This window comes from Micrococcus sp. R8502A1 (assembly GCF_006704135.1).
Classification (GTDB): domain Bacteria; phylum Actinomycetota; class Actinomycetes; order Actinomycetales; family Micrococcaceae; genus Micrococcus; species Micrococcus luteus.
The window spans coordinates 1-17,524 of record NZ_VIGS01000047.1 but is presented as its reverse complement, the minus strand read 5'-3'; the positions used below and the strand labels follow the sequence as shown (position 1 = coordinate 17,524).

The window sequence follows — 17,524 nt, the reverse complement described above, 5'->3', positions numbered from 1 at the left end:
CCCTCGTGCGGGGTATGGCCGCCCTGGAGGACGGGGCCCCATTGGTCTGCCTGGGCGTGGGCTCGGGTCTGATCACCGCGATGCTCGAGCTCGAATGGTGAGCGGAAGGAGCCAGAGCCGTGCCCCGGATCCCCGCCGCCCCCGCCGCCCTGCCGCCGGCCGACCGACTGCCCGGCTGGGACCCGGCATGGTCCCGCCTCGTGGAGATCCGCTCCGCCGCGGACCCGGAGGGGACCGTGCGGACGCTGCACGTGGCGGACACCGGTCCCGTGCTCGCGGCGGCCGGGGCCGAGATCGTCGGCACGATCGTGGCGTTGCACGGCAACCCGACCTGGTCCTGGCTGTGGCGGTCCCTGCTCGCGGAGACCGTGCGCCGGGCACGCCGGGGCATGGCCGCGTGGCGCGTCGTGGCGCCGGACCAGCTAGACATGGGCTTCCCCGAGCGCCTCGCGCACGCGGGCTCCCCGTCCGCCGCGTCGATGGGCCGTGCCGGCGACACCTACCGCACGCTGGGCGGCCGCATCGCCGACCTGGACGCCCTGCTGGCGGCTCTCGGGCTGCGCGACCTGGCAGCCACCGGCCACCCGCTGATCACGCTCGGCCACGACTGGGGCGGCGTCGTGTCCCTCGGCTGGGCGGCGCGTCATCCGGAGCTGGTGGCCGGCGTCGCGACCCTGAACACCGCGGTCCACCAGCCCGAGGGGGCGCCGATCCCCGCCCCGCTGCAGGCCGCCCTCGCCGGGCCCGTCCTGCCGGCCTCCACCGTCACCACGGACGCCTTCCTCTCCGTGACGACCTCCCTCGCCACCCCGGCCCTCGACCGCGAGACCCGGGCCGCCTACCACCTGCCCTACGACACGGCGGCCCGACGCGGCGGCGTCGGCGGCTTCGTCGCGGACATCCCGGCCGACCCCGGCCACGGCAGCCATCCCGAACTGCAGCGGGTGGGCGAGGACCTCGCCGCCCTGGGTCGCACCGACGTGCCCGCCCTCATCCTGTGGGGCGCCGACGACCCGGTCTTCCTGGACCGCTACCTCGACGACCTCCGCGACCGCCTGCCCCACGCGCGCGTGCACCGCTACGAGCAGGCGGGGCACCTGCTCGTGGACGACCGCGACATCACCGCGCCCCTGCTGCAGTGGGCCCAGCTGCTGCGCGGCGGCCAGCTCTCCGACCCCGCCTCGGGGCTGCCGGGCCCCGTCCCGCACGCCACCGCCGACGCGGCCGCCGACCCGGGCCTGGAGGTGGACCTCGGGGAGGAGCCCGGAGCCCGCGAGCCCGGCGTGGTCCGACTCTGGGACCACCTCCGCGACTGGGGCGCCCCCGGCTCGGACCACCGCGAGTACACCGCGCTGGTGGACATGGCCGGCGCCCAGGCCGGCCGCTCGCTCGTGGGCACCGCCCGCCGACCCGTGGCGGTCACCTGGGGCGAGCTGCAGGAGATGGTCTCGGCCATCGCCACCGGGCTGTGGGCCGCGGGCATGCGGCCGGGCGACCGGGTCGCCATGCTCGTGCCGCCGGGCCGCGACCTGTCGGCGGCGCTGTACGCCGTGCTGCGCGTGGGCGCCGTCGCCGTGGTGGCGGACCAGGGCCTCGGCGTCAAGGGCATGACCCGGGCGATGAAGTCGGCCCGCCCCCGCTGGATCATCGGTCGCACCCCCGGGCTGACACTCGCCCGCGCCCAGTCCTGGCCGGGCACCCGGATCTCCGTGACCGAGCCGGGCGCCGCCCAGCGCCGCCTGCTCGACGTCTCCGACTCGCTCTACGCGATGGTCGACCGCCACCGGGACCCGGCCGCGGCCGACGCCGTCGACGAGCACGGCACCGTGCTGCCCGAGCCAGCCCTGGACGCGGACGCCGCGGTGCTGTTCACGTCCGGCTCCACGGGCCCGGCCAAGGGCGTCGTGTACACGCACGAGCGGCTGGGCCGCCTCGTGGCGCTGATCTCCCGCACCCTGGGCATCCGCCCGGGCGGCTCCCTGCTGGCCGGCTTCGCCCCGTTCGCGCTGCTCGGACCCGCCCTGGGCGCCGCGTCCGTCTCCCCGGACATGGACGTCACCCAGCCGGCCACCCTCACCGCGCAGAAGCTGGCCGACGCCGCGATCGCCGGGCAGTCGAGCGTGCTGTTCGCCTCCCCCGCCGCCCTGGCGAACGTGGTCGCGACCGCCGACGGCCTCGACGCGCCCCGGCGCGAGGCACTCGACGCCGTGCGCCTCGTGCTCTCGGCCGGCGCCCCCGTGCACCCGCAGCTGATGCGTCAGGTCTCGGACCTCATGCCGAACGCCCGGGTCCACACGCCGTGGGGCATGACCGAGGGGCTGCTGCTCACGGACATCGACGGCGCCGAGGTGCAGCGCCTGCGCACCGCCGACGACGAGGGCGTCTGCGTGGGCTCCGCGCTGCCCACGGTGTCCCTGGCCATCGCGCCGCTGCTCGAGGACGGCAGCGCCGACGACGTCATCCTCGACCCCGCGCGGGGCCACGGCGTCCTCGGCGAGATCGTGGTCAGCGCCCCCCACCTGAAGGACCGCTACGACGCGCTCTGGCACACCGACCAGCAGAGCAAGCGAGACGGGCTGTGGCGGCGCGACGGCCGGGTGTGGCACCGCACCGCCGACGTCGGCCACATCGATGCCGAGGGCCGCGTCTGGCTCGAGGGCCGGCTCCAGCACGTCATCACCACGCCCGAGGGCCCGATCGGTCCGGGCGGGCCCGAGAAGACCGTCGACGCCCTCGGGCCGGTGCGGCGCAGCGCCGTCGTCGGCGTCGGGCCCCGGGGCACGCAGGCCGTGGTCGTCGTCGTGGAGGCGGCCGTGCCGGCCACGCGCCCGGCGCGGCGCCCGGGTCACCACCGCGACGGCCGGCCCAAGCAGGGCCTCGCCCCGACCGCGCTGGCCTCCGCCGTGCGCGCGGCCCTCGAGCCGCTGCCGGTGGCCGCGGTGCTCGTGGCCGATGAGATCCCCACGGACATCCGGCACAACTCCAAGATCGACCGCGCCCGGGTGGCCGACTGGGCGGAGGCCGTGCTCGCCGGCGGGAAGGCGGGTGCGCTGTGAGCGGCTTCGGCTACGACGTCGGCCTCGACGCCGCCGGCATGCCCGACCTCGTCGAGCGCCTCGAGTCCCGCCGCGTCCTGGTGACCGGCGCCTCGGGGCTGCTGGGCGCGGGCGTCGCCCGGGTGCTCGCCGATGCCGGCAACGACGTGACCACCCTGCAGCGGCGTCCCTCGGGCGTGCCCGGTGCGCGGGACGTGCGCGGGTCCGTGACCGACCCGGCCGCCGTCGAGGAGGCCCTGACCGGCGCGGACACCGTGGTGCACGTGGCCGCGAAGGTGTCCGTGTCCGGTCCCGAGCACGAGTACGAGGCCGTGAACGTGGAGGGCACGCGCATCCTGTTGCACGCCGCACAGCGCCACGGCGTGCGACGCTTCGTCCACGTCTCCTCCCCCTCCGTGGCGCACGCCGGCGACTCCATCGTCGGCGAGGGCGCCGGAGCCGCCAGCCCCGAGCACGCGCGCGGACCCTACGCGCGCACGAAGGCGGCCGGCGAGCGACTGGCCCTGGCCGCCGACCGCGACGACTTCCGCGTCCTGGTGCTGCGCCCCCACCTGATGTGGGGGCCCGGGGACCTGCAGCTCACCGACCGGATCGTGCAGCGCGCGCGGGCCGGGCGAATGCCCGTGCTCGGCACGGGCGCTCCCCTGGTCGACACGCTGTACACGGCCAACGCCGTCGAGGCCGTGGTGGCGGCTGTGTCCGCGGCCGACGTGCACCACGGCGAGGCCCTCGTGGTCACCAACGGCGAGCCGCGACCGGTCGGCGAGCTGATCCGCCAGATCGCGCTGGCGGGCGGCGCCGCGGAGCCCGAACGCCGCGTCCCGGCGGGCCTGGCCCGGCGCGCCGGTGCCCTGATCGAGCGGGCGTGGGAGCGGGATCTGTTCGGGCTGCGGTCCCGGGGCGTGGGCTCCGACGACGGCGAGCCGCCGCTGACCGAGTTCCTCGCCGAGCAGCTCTCGACCGCCCACTGGTTCGACCAGCGTCGCACCCGTGAGGTCCTCGCGTGGACGCCGACCGTGAGCATCGACGAGGGCCTGCACCGCGTCGCGGCGTACTACCGCGACCGCTGACGTCCGCCGCGGTCGGAGCAGCCGCCCGCCCAGGGCTTTCGTTCGGGAAACGGCGCGGGTCACGCCGCTTTCGTTCGGGAAACGGCGGCGACTGCGCCGCCGACGCCTCGGTGCCCGCCGTTTCCCGAACGAAAGTGGGGGGTCAGGCGTCGATGCGCTCGCGGTCCAGCTCGTCGGCGTGGGAGACGATGAAGTCCTTGCGGGGGGCCACGGCGGAGCCCATGAGCAGGTCGAAGACCCGCTCGGCGGCCTCCACCTCGGCGATGTTCACGCGGCGGAGCATGCGGTGGCGCGGGTCCATCGTGGTCTCGGCCAGCTGGTCGGCGTCCATCTCGCCCAGGCCCTTGTAGCGCTGGATCGGCTCGCGGTACGAGCGACCCTCCCGCTCCAGGCGGGCGAGCGTCGCGTGCAGCTCCTGCTCCGAGTACGTGTAGATGACCTCGCGTTCCTTCACGCCGCGGGTCACCGCCTCGATCCGGTGCAGCGGCGGGACGGCCGCGTACACGCGCCCGGCCTCGACCATGGGACGCATGTAGCGGAAGAAGAGCGTCAGCAGGAGGGTGCGGATGTGGGCACCGTCCACGTCCGCGTCCGTCATCAGCACGACCTTGCCGTAGCGGGCCGCATCCAGGTCGAAGCTGCGCCCCGCGCCGCCCCCGACGACCTGGATCAGCGCCGCGCACTCGGCATTGGCCAGGATGTCCGAGACGGAGGCCTTCTGCACGTTCAGGATCTTGCCCCGGATCGGCAGCAGGGCCTGGAAGTCGGAGGACCGGGCCAGCTTGGCGGTGCCGAGCGCCGAGTCGCCCTCGACGATGAACAGCTCGGAGGAGGCGACGTCGTTGCTGCGGCAGTCCGCCAGCTTGGCCGGCATCGTCGAGGTCTCCAGGGCGTTCTTGCGCCGCTGGTTCTCCTTGTGGGTGCGCGCGGAGATGCGCGACTTCATCTCCGCGACGACCTTCTCCAGCAGCGTGTGCACCTGCTGCTTCTGGGCGCGGGCCGTGGAGGTGAGGCGGGCGGTCAGCTGCTTCTCCACCACCTGGGAGACGATCCGCCGCACCGCGGAGGTGCCGAGGATCTCCTTGGTCTGTCCCTCGAACTGCGGCTCGGCGAGCCGCACCGTCAGGACGGCGGTCATGCCGGCCAGCACGTCGTCCTTCTCCACCTTGTCCGACCCGGCCTTGAGCCGGCGCGCGTTGGCCTCCACCTGGGCGCGGAACGCCTTCAGCAGTGCCGCCTCGAACCCGGACTGGTGGGTGCCGCCCTTGGGCGTGGCGATGATGTTCACGAAGGACCGGAACACGGTGTCGTAGCCGACGTCCCAGCGCAGGGCGACGTCCACCTCGCACGTGCGCTGCACATCCTGCATGGAGGTGCGCCCGTCCTCGCCGAGCACCGGGACCCGCTCCTTGAAGGTGCCGGAGCCCTGGATCCGCCACACGTCCGTCACCGGGGTGGCGGGCGTGAGGTGCTCCACGAACTCGGAGATGCCGCCGTCGTACTGGAAGACCTCCTCGACCGGGCCGTCGGCGCCGGGCGTGCCGGGTCGGCGGCGCAGGTCCTTGACCGTGATCCGCAGGCCCGGGATCAGGTAGGCGGTCTGGCGCGCCCGCGCCTGGAGCTCCTCGGCGGAGAACGTCGCGTCCTTCACGAAGATCTGCTCGTCCGCCCAGTAGCGCACGCGCGTGCCGGTCTGCCCACGTTTGGCCTTCCCGACGACGTCCAGCGGCGAGGCGTCCGTGGACGGCTCGAACGGGGCGTCCGGCGACGGGCGCGACCCGTCCTGGAAGCGGCCCGGCTCGCCGCGCCGGAACGACATCTGATGGACCTTGCCCCCGCGCAGCACCTGCACGTCCAGGCGCGAGGACAGGGCGTTGACCACCGACGCGCCCACGCCGTGCAGGCCGCCCGAGGCGGCGTAGGAACCGCCGCCGAACTTGCCGCCGGCGTGGAGCTTGGTGAACACCACCTCGACGCCGGACAGACCGGTGCGCGGCTCCACGTCCACGGGGATGCCGCGCCCGTTGTCCTCGACCTCGACGGAGCCGTCCGGATGCAGGGTGATCTCGATCGACTGCCCGAAGCCGGCCAGGGCCTCGTCCACCGAGTTGTCGATGATCTCCCAGAGGCAGTGCATGAGGCCGCGGGAATCGGTGGAGCCGATGTACATGCCCGGCCGCTTGCGGACGGCCTCGAGCCCCTCCAGCACGGAGAGGTGGCGGGCGTTGTACTCGGTGTTCGCGGGCACGGGGCGGGCCTTTCGGTGGACGACGGCGGCCGGTCCAGCCTACTCCGCGGGCCGGACACGCCAGGATCCGAGCCGGACCTCCCGGGCCGCCCGGCCCGGGCGCTTGCGTACGCGGGTGGCGAAACGCGGGTGCGGGGCGGGCGCGCGGGGAAGTTCCCTGCCATCCTTGCTGTTCCATGGGACAAGAGGAGGACCGGCCCGCCCCACCGGCGTCGTCGCCCTCCAGCCCCGAGAGACCCGAGGAGGACACCATGTCCATCACCGCCGTGGCCGAGCCGGCCGCCCTCACCCGTTCCGACCGCTGCGACCGCTGCGGCGCGCAGGCCTACGTCCGCGCCGTGCTGCACTCGGGCGGCGCCCTCCAGTTCTGCGCCCACCACGCCCGCGCCGTCGAGGACGCGCTGCGTCCCCAGGCCGCGCTGTGGCAGGACGAGACGGACCGCCTCACCGCCGGCGCCTGACGCGCCCGGCATGACGAAGGGCCGGACCCCCGCGGGGGTCCGGCCCTTCGTCATGCCGCTGCGACTCAGTCCAGGTAGTCCCGGAGCACCTGCGAGCGGGAGGGGTGACGCAGCTTGGACATGGTCTTCGACTCGATCTGGCGGATGCGCTCTCGTGTCACTCCGTAAACCTTGCCGATCTCGTCCAGCGTCTTGGGCTGGCCGTCGGTCAGGCCAAAGCGCATGGCGACGACACCGGCCTCGCGCTCGGAGAGCGTGTCCAGCACCGAGTGCAGCTGCTCCTGGAGCAGCGTGAAGGAGACGGCGTCCGCGGGCACGACGGCCTCGGAGTCCTCGATCAGGTCGCCGAACTCGGAGTCGCCGTCCTCGCCGAGCGGGGTGTGCAGGGAGATGGGCTCGCGGCCGTACTTCTGCACCTCCACGACCTTCTCCGGGGTCATGTCCAGCTCCTTGGCCAGCTCCTCCGGGGTGGGCTCGCGGCCGAGGTCCTGGAGCATCTGCCGTTGCACGCGGGCCAGCTTGTTGATGACCTCCACCATGTGCACCGGGATGCGGATGGTGCGGGCCTGGTCCGCCATGGCGCGGGTGATGGCCTGACGGATCCACCACGTGGCATACGTGGAGAACTTGAAGCCCTTGGTGTAGTCGAACTTCTCGACGGCGCGGATCAGGCCGAGGTTGCCCTCCTGGATGAGGTCCAGGAACAGCATGCCGCGACCGGTGTAGCGCTTGGCCAGGGAGACCACCAGACGCAGGTTGGCCTCGAGCAGGTGGTTCTTGGCCTTGCGCCCGTCCGCGATGATCAGCTGGATGTCCCGGCGCTCGCGGTAGTCGTCGGAGGCCTCGTGCTGCACGACGTGCTCGGCGTAGAGGCCGGCCTCGATGCGCATGGCCAGGTCCACCTCCTGCTCGGCGTTGAGCAGGGCGACCTTGCCGATCTGCTTCAGGTAGTCCTTCACCGGGTCCGCCGTGGCGCCCGCCACGACCACCTGCTGCACCGGGGCGTCGTCCTCGGAGTCGTCCATGACGAACGCGCCCTTGGACTGGGCCACCTTCTGGCCTGTGGCGGCCGTCGTGCCGGTCACGGCCTCCGCGTCCATCGCCGGACGCTCCGGAGCGTCCGAGCCGTCCGCGTCCTCATCATCAGAGTCTTCGGTGGCGGTCTCGTCCGCCACCACGTCCTCCTCGACGGCGTCCGCGGCCTCGGTGCGCTCGCGCGCCTGGACGAGCTCCTCGTCGTCCTCGGCCTGCTCGGCGGAGGCGGCGGACGCGGTGGCCTTCTTGCCCCCGGTCGTGGCGGTCTTCTTCGCGGCGGTGGTCTTGGCCGTGGCGGTGGTCTTGGCCGCGGTGGGCTTCCGGGTCGCCTTCTTCTTGGCCGTCGGCGTGGCAGCGGTCTTGGTCGCCGCCGACTTCGTCGCGGTCGTCCGCGTCGTGGCGCCCTTGGTCGTGGCGCTCTTCGTGGCTGCCGACTTCTTGGCTGCCGACTTCTTGGCTGCCGTGGAGCGGGTGCGCGTGGTCGTGGCCTCGGAGGCAGTGGTCTCCTTGCCGTCCTGCACACCGCTGGTCGTCGAAGTGGTCACTCGAGGCCTTTCCGTCTCGTCCGCGGCCACCCGCGGATCCTTGCAGTCCATAGACACGTGACCCTGTCAAGTCGCGGCCTCGGACGACCGACGTCGTCCGGGCCCGCCGACTGCAGGGTCCGTGAGTGCCAACGACGGCTGAGACCGATCTATTCCGAACCCGGGAAACGGGCTGCGGTCGGCCGTGCCGTCGTGAAGCCGCATCATTCTCTCATGGGCGGCCACCGTCGGGCCGCCACGCGGTGGCCGGGTCGGTCGCCCAGCCTGCGACGCACCCCGCGGCCACGATGCGTCGCAGGACGGAGACGAACGGGTCGCCGGGACTCAGCGCCGCCGCCGCGGTCAGGTGGGCGTCCGCGTCGGAGCCGTGGCCGCGGGCCCAGCCGACCCACCCGGCCAGTGCCAGGGCCTGAGCCGCCACGGCCGGCGTCGCGACGGGCACGAGCGCGCGCAGCCCCGCCCGCAGGGCGTCCAGCCGGTCCCAGGCCGGCGCCCGGCGCGAGGCCGCGGTGAGGATCCGTTCCTCGTCCCCCGGATCCCCCGTGGCCGCGCCGGACGGCGCGGCGGCATGGAGCAGCAGGCCGTCGCGCCAGGCCGGACGCGTCAGCGGCGAGCCCAGCACGGCCGGTGCGGGCGCGCCGCGGTCACGAGCCGCGCCGGTCAGCACCGACTCCCACTGCGCCAGCCACGCGCGGCGTGCCGCGGGCGCGTCCTGCTCGGGAGGCCGCCACCGCGCGTCGTCGGCCCGGGCCGCCGCGGGACCGCGGCGCGGGACCGGGTCGGGCACTGCTGCACGGTCCCAGACCGAACCGCGGGTCATCAGGTGCAGGGACAGCGGCGCGGCTCGGGGGTCGAGCGGGCCCTCCTCGGCGACGCCGCTCCCCCACCAGGGGCGCGCCCGTCCCCGCGCGCACGTCCAGGCCGCGGTCAGGGGGCGACCCGCGGACGCCAGGGCGTCGTCGAGCGCCGCGGCCCAGCCGGGACGGGCGAGCGTGGCCCGGGCGCCGCCCGGCAGCGCGAGGCAGAGCGTCGCGTCCGCGGCCGCGTCCCGCCGGCACACCTCGGCCACGGCGCAGGCCCAGGCGCCGACGTCGACCTCCTCGTGAGGCAGGTCGACCCGTACCACGGCGCGCAGGCGCCCGTCGCGCAGGGTGAGGAGGACGAGGCTGTCCTCGGGCAACCGCCCGAGGGAGTGGCAGACGTAGGCGAGCAGGTCCTCCGGGCCGCGGGCCGGCAGGACGGGGACGTCGAGTGAGGTGGGGGCTTCCATGCCGCCACCCTGGCCGACCGGGCGCCCGCGGTGGGATCAGTCCCCGTCGCCGGTGGACGGACGGCCGGGTCCGTCCTCCTGTGCAGGAGCGGACCCGCCGCCGGCGTCCCGCGCGGCGAGGTACGCCTCGACGGCGGAGGCGAGTTCGTCCCCGTCGGGCAGGCCCTGCTCGGTCTCCAGCAGCGACCGCTCCTGGTCCTCGGCGTTCTGGTCGTAGTTGCGCTCCAGGCCGGCGATCATCTGCTGGATCTCCCCGGACCCGGAGACCTGGCGCTCCAGCTCGGCCTCGATGTCCCGCGAGGCGTCTCGCAGGTCGTCCGAGGGCAGCATGAGCCCCATGGCGGCCCCCGCGTACTCGAGCGCGGCCACGGCCGCCTGGGGGAAGGACGCCTCGGCCACGTAGTGCGGCACATGGACGGTGTAGCCCGCCGTCGGCAGGTCCGCCTCCTCGGCGCGCAGCTCGAGCATCTGCAGCAGCCCCGCGACGATGTCCGCCTGCGGGCTCCAGGTGGACAGCCCCTCGACGGCGTCGGCGCGGGACCCGTGCGTCGTGACCCCGAGCCGCCGCGTGTGCGGCACGGGCAGCGGGGCCGCGTCGAGGAAGGTGAGCGAGTCCACCTCCCACTCCTGCGCGAGGCCGAGCACGGCCTCCGTCACCGCCTGCCACCGGAAGTCCGGCTCGGGGCCGGACAGCAGCAGGAAGGGGTGGCCGAGCAGGTCCTCGACCAGCTGCACCTCGAGCGCGGGCAGGCGCAGATCACGGTAGCGGTCCCGGTCGAACCGGAGCCGGGGACGCCGGGCGCGGTAGTCGAACATCGAGTCGACGTCGAAGGAGACGACGGTCCGATGGGTCAGGTGCTCGTGCAGCGCGGCCCGCACCTGCCGAGCGACCCGGCCCGCGTCCATGTGCCCGGTCAGGGCCACGAGCATGCCCAGGCCGGGGGGCACGGGCGCCCCCTCATGACGGGTGTACAGCGGCGCGGCGTCCTGCACGTCTCGTTCCCCTTCCGGTGGTCCGTCTGCGGGAGAGTCGTCCCCGCCGCCCGGATGGCGACGGACGCACATCCCTCCCTGTCCTCTGGCGTCAGTCAACCACGGCACGGCACCCTCCTATTCCGCGCCCGCGCGCCCTGGACGAGCGCGCGAGCCCTGTGACTAGGATGACGCGGGACGGCCCGGCTGACCCCGCCGGGCGCATCCCCCACCCTCGGAAGAGAGGCCCGTCCGTGATCACCCTGGACCGCCCGACCCTGACCGCCCGCGCCCTGGAGGACCTGACCGCCTCCGCCCTCGTGGTGGGGGTGGGCACCGGTCCGGACGGCCCCGTGCTCCTGACGGACGCGCTGCCGTCCGAGGCGGCCACCGCCCTCGAGGCCTCGTTCGAGCTGCTGGGCGTGCGGGGCGCCGAGGACGAGGTCCACCGCCTCCCGGGGCTGGGCGGCGTGCCGGTGCCGCTGCTGGTCCTGGCCGGCGTCGGCGGTCTGGACGACGACGGCGAGGCCTCGGACGAGTCCCTGCGCCGCGCCGCTGGGGCTGCCGTGCGCTCCCTGGCCGGCACCGACGCCGTGGCCCTGGCCCTGCCGGCCGACACCCCGGCCCGACTGGCCGCCGTTGCCGAGGGCGCCGTCCTGGGTGCGTACGCCTTCACCGCCCAGAAGTCCGAGCGCGCCCGCGCCGAGGCGGACTCGTCCCGTCCCGTCCGGGAGCTCGAGGTCGTCACCCCGCTCGCCGCCGCGGACGCCGACCCCGTGCTGCGCCGGGCCGCCGTCGTGGGCGACGCGGTCTGCGCCGTGCGCGACCTGGTGAACACGGCCCCCTCGCACCTCTACCCGGCCACGTTCGCGGACGCCGTCGCCGAGGACCTCGCGGACTCGCCCGTGAGCGTGGACGTGTGGGACGAGGACCGCCTGCGCGCCGAGGGCTTCGGCGGCATCCTCGCGATCGGCCAGGGCTCCTCCCGCCCGCCGCGGCTCGTGCGCATCGAGCACGCGCCGGCCGACGCCGCCGCGCACATCGCGCTGGTGGGCAAGGGCATCACCTTCGACACGGGCGGCATCTCGCTGAAGCCCGCCGCCTCGATGATGACGATGAAGTCGGACATGGCCGGCGCCGCCACCGTCTTCGCCGTCGTGCGCGCCGCCGCGGCCCTGGACGTCCCTGTGAAGGTGACCGGCTGGCTGGCGCTGGCCGAGAACATGCCCTCGGGCACCGCCATCCGCCCGTCCGACGTCATCACGATGTACGGCGGCAAGACCGTGGAGGTCATGAACACGGACGCCGAGGGCCGCGTCGTCATGGCCGACGCCCTCGTGGCGGCCACCGACGAGCGCCCCGACGCGGTGCTCGACGTGGCCACCCTCACCGGCGCCCAGCTGGTCGCCCTCGGCGTGCGCCACACGGGCGTCATGGGTGACGACGCGCTGCGCGACGAGGTCGTCGCCGCGGCCGACGCCGCCGGGGAGCTCGCGTGGGGCATGCCCCTGCCGGAGCAGCTGCGCGCCTCGCTCAATTCGCGCGTCGCGGACATCTCCAACATGGGCGACCGCTTCGGCGGCATGATGACCGCCGCCACCTTCCTGCGAGAATTCGTCGACGCCGGACGGCCGGAGGGCGACGCCGCCGCGCGGACCCCCTGGGCCCACCTCGACATCGCCGGTCCCTCCTTCAACGAGTCGGCCGCGTACGGCTACACCCCGCAGGACGCCACCGGCGTGATGGTGCGGACCCTGGTGGGTCTCATCGAGGGGCGTGCCCGGTAAGGTTGGTCCCGATGTCCACCGCGTCCCCGGCCGCGCGGCCCGCCGCCGACGGCCGGGGGTGGCGGTGACGCACCACCACCACGATCCACCGAACCCAGCACCAAGGAGCAACACCGTGGCCGACAAGGCAACCGCTCAGGAATTCGACGTCCTCGTCCTCGGCGGTGGCTCCGCCGGGTACGCCGCAGCCCTGCGTTCCGTGCAGTACGGCAAGTCCGTCGCCCTCGTGGAGAAGTCCAAGGTCGGCGGCACCTGCCTGCACTGGGGTTGCATCCCCACGAAGGCCTACCTGCACGCCGCCGAGGTGGCCGATGAGACCCGCAACGCCGCCAAGTTCGGCGTCAACGCGACCCTCGAGTCCGTGGACATGGCGAAGGTGCGCGACTACAAGGACGGCATCGTCGCCGGCAAGCACAAGGGCCTGGCCGGCCTGCTGAAGATGCGCAAGGTCCAGGTCATCGAGGGCGAGGGCAAGCTCGTCTCGAAGAACGAGGTCGAGGTCGACGGCACCCGTTACACGGCGGAGAACATCGTGCTGGCCTCCGGCTCCGTGGCCAAGACCATGGGCCTGCCCATCTCCAAGAAGATCATGACCTCCACGGAGGCCCTCGAGCTGGACTACACCCCGAAGTCGGCCATCGTGCTCGGCGGCGGCGTCATCGGCTCCGAGTTCGCGTCCCTGTGGAACTCCTTCGGCGTCGACGTCACCATCATCGAGGGCCTGAAGACCCTGGTCCCCAACGAGGACCCGGCGATCATCAAGGTCCTCGAGCGCGAGTTCAAGAAGAAGGGCATCAAGACCAACCTGGGCACGTTCTTCGACAAGGTCGAGGAGACCGACTCGGGCGTCAAGGTGACCCTCGCGGACGGCAAGGAGTTCGAGGCCGAGGTCTGCCTCGTCGCCGTCGGCCGCGGCCCGAACACCGAGGGCCTCGGCTACGAGGAGCAGGGCGTCAAGATGGACCGCGGCTTCGTCCTCACCGACGAGCGTCTGCACACCGGCGTCGGCAACATCTACGCCGTGGGCGACATCGTCCCCGGTCTGCAGCTGGCGCACCGCGGCTTCCAGCAGGGCATCTTCGTGGCCGAGGAGATCGCCGGCAACAAGCCGATGGTCGTCGAGGACATCAACATCCCGAAGGTCACCTTCACCGAGCCGGAGATCATGTCCGTGGGCTACACCCAGCCCAAGGCGGAGGAGAAGTTCGGCAAGGACAACGTCGAGGTCGCCGAGTACAACCTGGCCGGCAACGGCAAGTCCTCGATCCTCGGCACCGGCGGCATCATCAAGATGATCCGCCAGAAGAACGGCCCGATCGTGGGCGTGCACGGCATCGGCAAGCGCATCGGCGAGCAGATCGGCGAGGCGCAGCTCATCGTGAACTGGGAGGCCTACCCCGAGGACGTCGCCCAGTTCGTGCACGCGCACCCCACGCAGAACGAGGCCCTGGGCGAGGCCGCCATGGCCCTGTTCGGCCACCCGCTGCACAGCTGACCCACCGCACTGACCATCCCGGGTCCGTGCGTCGGGCCCACCTCGCAACCCCGGGTGGGCGCCCCCGGCGCCCACCCCTCATGAGGAGCATCGGAACCATGTCTGAAACCGTGAACCTGCCCGCCCTGGGCGAATCCGTCACCGAGGGCACCGTGACCCGCTGGCTCAAGGCCGTCGGCGACGAGGTCGCCGTCGACGAGCCCCTGGTGGAGGTCTCCACCGACAAGGTCGACACCGAGATCCCGTCCCCCGTGGCCGGCGTGCTCGAGGAGATCCTGGTCGAGGAGGACGACACGGTCGAGGTCGGCGCCCCGCTGGCCACGATCGGCGACGGCTCCGGCGGCGGCTCCGCCGACGCGTCGGAGGACGACGCCGCGGCCGAGGAGCCCGCCGTCGAGGAGGCGCAGCAGGACGACGCCCAGCAGGAGCCCGCAGGCGAGCCGGCTCCGGAGGAGCGCGCCTCCACCGACCAGGGCTCGGACGGGGCCCCGTCGGCCGGCGGCGAGGCCTCCGAGGTCACCCTGCCCGCGCTGGGCGAGTCCGTGACCGAGGGCACCGTGACCCGCTGGCTGAAGTCCGTCGGCGACGAGGTCGAGGTCGACGAGCCGCTGCTCGAGGTCTCCACCGACAAGGTCGACACCGAGATCCCCTCCCCCGTGGCGGGCACCCTCCTGGAGATCCGTGCGGAGGAGGACGACACCGTCGAGGTGGGCGCCGTCCTCGCACTCGTCGGCTCCGGCTCCGCCGGCGGCGGCTCCGCCCCGTCGGAGGGCTCCTCCGGTCAGGACGAGGCGTCCGCCGAGGAGATCGAGGACAAGGCGACCGAGGCCGAGGCCCCCGAGGAGACCGAGGAGGCCGCCGAGGCCGCCGGCGCCGAGAAGTCGGAGAAGACGCCGGAGGCGTCTCCGTCCGAGGAGGCCTCCCGGCGCGAGTCCGCTGAGCGCGACTCCGCGCAGGCCGAGTCCGCCGAGGCGCCCTCCGCCACCGAGCCCGGCCAGGGCTACGTGACCCCGCTGGTGCGCCGCCTGGCCCACCAGAACAACGTGGACCTGTCCACGGTTCGCGGCACGGGCGTCGGCGGCCGCATCCGCAAGCAGGACGTGCTCGCCGCCGCGCTGGCCTCGCAGGCCGCCGCGGGCGGGTCCGAGGCTCCGGCCGAGCAGGCCTCCGAGGCTGCCGCCCCGTCGTCCGCCCCGGCCGCTGCGTCCGCCCCGGCCGCGAGCTCCTCCGTGGACCCCTCGGTCCGCGGCGAGGTGGAGAAGGCGCCGCGCATCCGCCAGGTCATCGCCCAGCGCATGCGCGAGTCCCTCGACCTGTCCGCCCAGCTGACCCAGGTGCACGAGGTGGACGTCACCCGCATCGTGCAGCTGCGCAAGAAGGCCAAGGCCTCCTTCCAGCAGCAGGCCGGCGTGAACCTGACGTACCTGCCGTTCATCACCAAGGCGGTCGCCGAGGCCCTCAAGCAGCACCCCAAGCTGAACGCGTCGTTCTCCGAGGACAACAAGGAGATCACGTACCACGCGTCCGAGGACATCGCGATCGCCGTGGACACGGAGAAGGGGCTGCTGGTGCCCGTCATCAAGGACGCCGGCTCCCTGAACCTGACGGGCCTCGCCCAGAAGATCGCCGACGTGGCCGAGCGCACCCGCACGAACAAGATCTCGCCGGACGAGCTCTCGGGCGGCACGTTCTCGATCACGAACATCGGCTCCGTGGGCGCGCTGTTCGACACGCCGATCATCAACCAGCCGCAGGTCGCGATCCTGGGCATCGGTGCGATCGTCAAGCGCCCCATGGTGGTGACCGACGCGGACGGCAACGACTCGATCGCCATCCGCCACATGATGTACCTGTCCCTGACCTACGACCACCGCCTGGTGGACGGGGCCGACGCGGGCCGCTTCCTGACGACGCTGCGTCAGCGTCTCGAGGGCGGCGAGTTCGCCAACGAGCTGGGTCTCTGACGGAAAGGGAGAAGGACTGTGGATATCCTGCACAGCATCCTGGTGGCCGTGCACATCGTGTCCGCCGCAGCGATCGTGGGCGGTTGGTTCGCGCACTTCCGCAACCCGACCGTCACCACCTCGCAGTGGTGGGGCTCCGTGGGCATGATCGTCTCCGGCGTGGTGCTTTTCGGCCTCGCCATGAGCGGGGAGCCGAACCACATGAAGCTGGGCGTCAAGTTCCTGATCGGCGTCATCGTCTTCGTGGCCGCCCTGATCGGCCGCCGCAAGTCCAACCGCGGGGAGGTCGTGCCCACGGGCCTGGCCCACGCGGTGGGCGGTCTGGGCCTGGTGAACATCCTGGTCGCCGTCCTCTGGCAGTGATCAGCCCAGGCGGCTGACGCCGCACCACGCCGCGGGCCCCGGGGAGCTTCTCCCCGGGGCCCGCGGCGTCCCCCCGTCGGGACCGCCGGCCTCCGGCGCTGGATCCGGGCCCGGGGTCAGCGCGGATCGACGGTCTCGACCCGCCACGTCCGACCCGCCGCGCCGCCGTCCCGCCCCTCGGGGCCCTCTCCGTGGCCGCTGCGCAGGACCAGCACGACCTCCTCGGCCGTCGCCTCCCGATGCGCCGCCACGCGTCCCGCGCGGTCCAGCACGGTGTGGGCCGACGTCCGGAGCACGGCGTCGACACGCAGCGCGTCGTCCCCGGCCCGCCGGGCGGGACCGGCCTGCTCCACCGTCACCTCGAGGCCGGAGAAGGCGAACCCCTCGTCCGTCAGCCGGCGCAGCAGATCCCGGTCGTTCTCCCACGCCGGTCCCCCAGGCACGGCGTAGGCGTCCAGTCGCGCGGGCTCCGGGTCGGTGAGCGCGGCCGTCCGTGCGTGGCCGACCGCGGCCAGCGTTTCGCCCACGTCGACGGCGTCCTCCCCGGCGGCGTCCTCCCCGGGGGCACCCGTGTCCGGCACCCTCGCCGGCGCCCCGCTCTCCCGCGTCCCGTCCGCCGGGCCCGCCGCGTCCACCGCGGTGCCGGCCGGCACCGCGCCCGCCGGCTCCGGCGCCCCCTCCGCTGCCGAGCCCGGAGCCGCCGGCCACCACAGCCCGGCGGTGCCACCGCCCACGGCCAGCGCGGTGGCCAGCCCTGCGGCCAGGAGGACGCCCCGGCGTGGCGCCGACCCACGTCGGCGCGCGAGCGCGCGCCGTCTCGGAGCCGCGCGTCGTCCCCGGCGTCGCCGCGTGGGCCCGGAGCCCGGCAGCACCGTGGGCAGCAGGTGCGCCACCTCGGCGGGGGCGGCCTCTCCCAGCGGGACCGGCTCGGGCCGGGCCGTCGCGTATACGGCTGCGGCGGCCTCCTCCGCGCTCGGCCGCGCCGCCGGGTCCGGGGAGAGCGCCGCATCGAGCAGCAGCGCGAGCTCGGGGGACGCTTCGGGGACCAGGACGGGCAGCGGCGCCCGATGCCCGGCGGCGCCCGGCGCCCGACCGGTGAGCGCGTACCAGCCCAGGGCGGCCCACGCATGGACGTCACTCGGCGACCACGTCGGACGCTGCCGACGAACGCATAAGACTAGGTTGTAGTGGTCGCCGCCCCGATGCAACAAAATATATTTGATACTTCGACCGCTTTTACTCATCCGCAACCGATAGT

At 73.8% G+C, this 17,524-nt stretch carries 11 protein-coding genes and 1 pseudogene; 7 read left to right on the top strand and 5 right to left on the bottom strand.

Features of this window, described 5'->3' with window-relative positions:
* The first annotated feature begins 119 nt into the window (after positions 1 to 119).
* Together FLM69_RS08910 and FLM69_RS08905 are read left to right on the top strand one after the other, a co-directional pair.
* On the top strand, positions 120 to 3,056 hold the full coding sequence (locus FLM69_RS08910) for an alpha/beta fold hydrolase (RefSeq protein ID WP_141843946.1): 2,937 nt from the start codon (positions 120 to 122) through the stop codon (positions 3,054 to 3,056).
* Positions 3,053 to 4,126, top strand: coding sequence for an NAD(P)-dependent oxidoreductase (locus tag FLM69_RS08905; protein WP_036384625.1), 1,074 nt, complete (start codon positions 3,053 to 3,055; stop codon positions 4,124 to 4,126). The genes FLM69_RS08910 and FLM69_RS08905 overlap by 4 nt, the downstream gene beginning before the upstream one ends.
* A 142-nt stretch (positions 4,127 to 4,268) precedes the next feature.
* Here the strand turns inward: FLM69_RS08905 and FLM69_RS08900 are convergent, their stop codons facing one another.
* Positions 4,269 to 6,374, bottom strand: coding sequence for a type IIA DNA topoisomerase subunit B (locus FLM69_RS08900; protein ID WP_036384624.1), 2,106 nt, complete (start codon positions 6,372 to 6,374; stop codon positions 4,269 to 4,271).
* A 251-nt stretch (positions 6,375 to 6,625) separates the two neighbouring features.
* On the opposite strand from FLM69_RS08900, the gene FLM69_RS08895 reads away from it, so the two are divergent.
* A complete protein-coding gene (locus tag FLM69_RS08895; protein WP_002858172.1) occupies positions 6,626 to 6,835 on the top strand; it encodes a hypothetical protein in 210 nt (69 codons plus the stop codon).
* Between the two features lie 65 nt (positions 6,836 to 6,900).
* Here the strand turns inward: FLM69_RS08895 and FLM69_RS08890 are convergent, their stop codons facing one another.
* The 3 genes from FLM69_RS08890 to FLM69_RS08880 all read right to left on the bottom strand — a co-directional run bounded on the left by FLM69_RS08890 (position 6,901) and on the right by FLM69_RS08880 (position 10,678).
* A complete protein-coding gene (locus FLM69_RS08890; protein ID WP_205805457.1) occupies positions 6,901 to 8,466 on the bottom strand; it encodes an RNA polymerase sigma factor in 1,566 nt (521 codons plus the stop codon).
* A gap of 160 nt (positions 8,467 to 8,626) precedes the next feature.
* Positions 8,627 to 9,685, bottom strand: a complete 1,059-nt coding sequence (locus FLM69_RS08885) for a DUF4192 family protein (protein ID WP_141843944.1) — start codon at positions 9,683 to 9,685, stop codon at positions 8,627 to 8,629.
* Positions 9,686 to 9,721: 36 nt separating this feature from the next.
* Positions 9,722 to 10,678: a PAC2 family protein gene (locus FLM69_RS08880; RefSeq protein ID WP_036336980.1), complete on the bottom strand. Its 957-nt coding sequence runs from the start codon at positions 10,676 to 10,678 to the stop codon at positions 9,722 to 9,724.
* A gap of 233 nt (positions 10,679 to 10,911) precedes the next feature.
* Between FLM69_RS08880 and FLM69_RS08875 the strand changes: the two genes are divergently transcribed.
* From FLM69_RS08875 to FLM69_RS08860, 4 genes are all read left to right on the top strand, one after another.
* Positions 10,912 to 12,444 (top strand): leucyl aminopeptidase, encoded by a 1,533-nt coding sequence (locus tag FLM69_RS08875; protein WP_141843942.1) that lies wholly within the window; start codon positions 10,912 to 10,914, stop codon positions 12,442 to 12,444.
* A gap of 115 nt (positions 12,445 to 12,559) precedes the next feature.
* The gene (gene lpdA, locus FLM69_RS08870) at positions 12,560 to 13,939 is read left to right on the top strand and encodes a dihydrolipoyl dehydrogenase (protein WP_036336938.1); all 1,380 of its coding nucleotides are present in this window, start codon (positions 12,560 to 12,562) and stop codon (positions 13,937 to 13,939) included.
* Between the two features lie 98 nt (positions 13,940 to 14,037).
* Positions 14,038 to 15,903, top strand: a complete 1,866-nt coding sequence (sucB, locus tag FLM69_RS08865) for a 2-oxoglutarate dehydrogenase, E2 component, dihydrolipoamide succinyltransferase (RefSeq protein WP_036314088.1) — start codon at positions 14,038 to 14,040, stop codon at positions 15,901 to 15,903.
* A gap of 18 nt (positions 15,904 to 15,921) precedes the next feature.
* Entirely contained in the window at positions 15,922 to 16,266 is a 345-nt protein-coding gene (locus FLM69_RS08860) for a hypothetical protein (RefSeq protein WP_010078527.1), read from the top strand.
* Between the two features lie 116 nt (positions 16,267 to 16,382).
* Here FLM69_RS08860 and FLM69_RS08855 read toward each other — a convergent pair.
* Positions 16,383 to 17,524, bottom strand: a pseudogene (locus tag FLM69_RS08855) (hypothetical protein); the annotation flags it as partial.

Excerpts from the sequence above, each read along its gene's own strand:
- FLM69_RS08895 (WP_002858172.1), top strand. The coding sequence starts at position 6,626 with ATGTCCATCACCGCCGTGGCCGAGCCGGCCGCCCTCACCCGTTCCGAC.
- FLM69_RS08890 (WP_205805457.1), bottom strand. The coding sequence starts at position 8,466 with ATGGACTGCAAGGATCCGCGGGTGGCCGCGGACGAGACGGAAAGGCCT.
- FLM69_RS08885 (WP_141843944.1), bottom strand. The coding sequence starts at position 9,685 with ATGGAAGCCCCCACCTCACTCGACGTCCCCGTCCTGCCGGCCCGCGGC.
- sucB (WP_036314088.1), top strand. The coding sequence starts at position 14,038 with ATGTCTGAAACCGTGAACCTGCCCGCCCTGGGCGAATCCGTCACCGAG.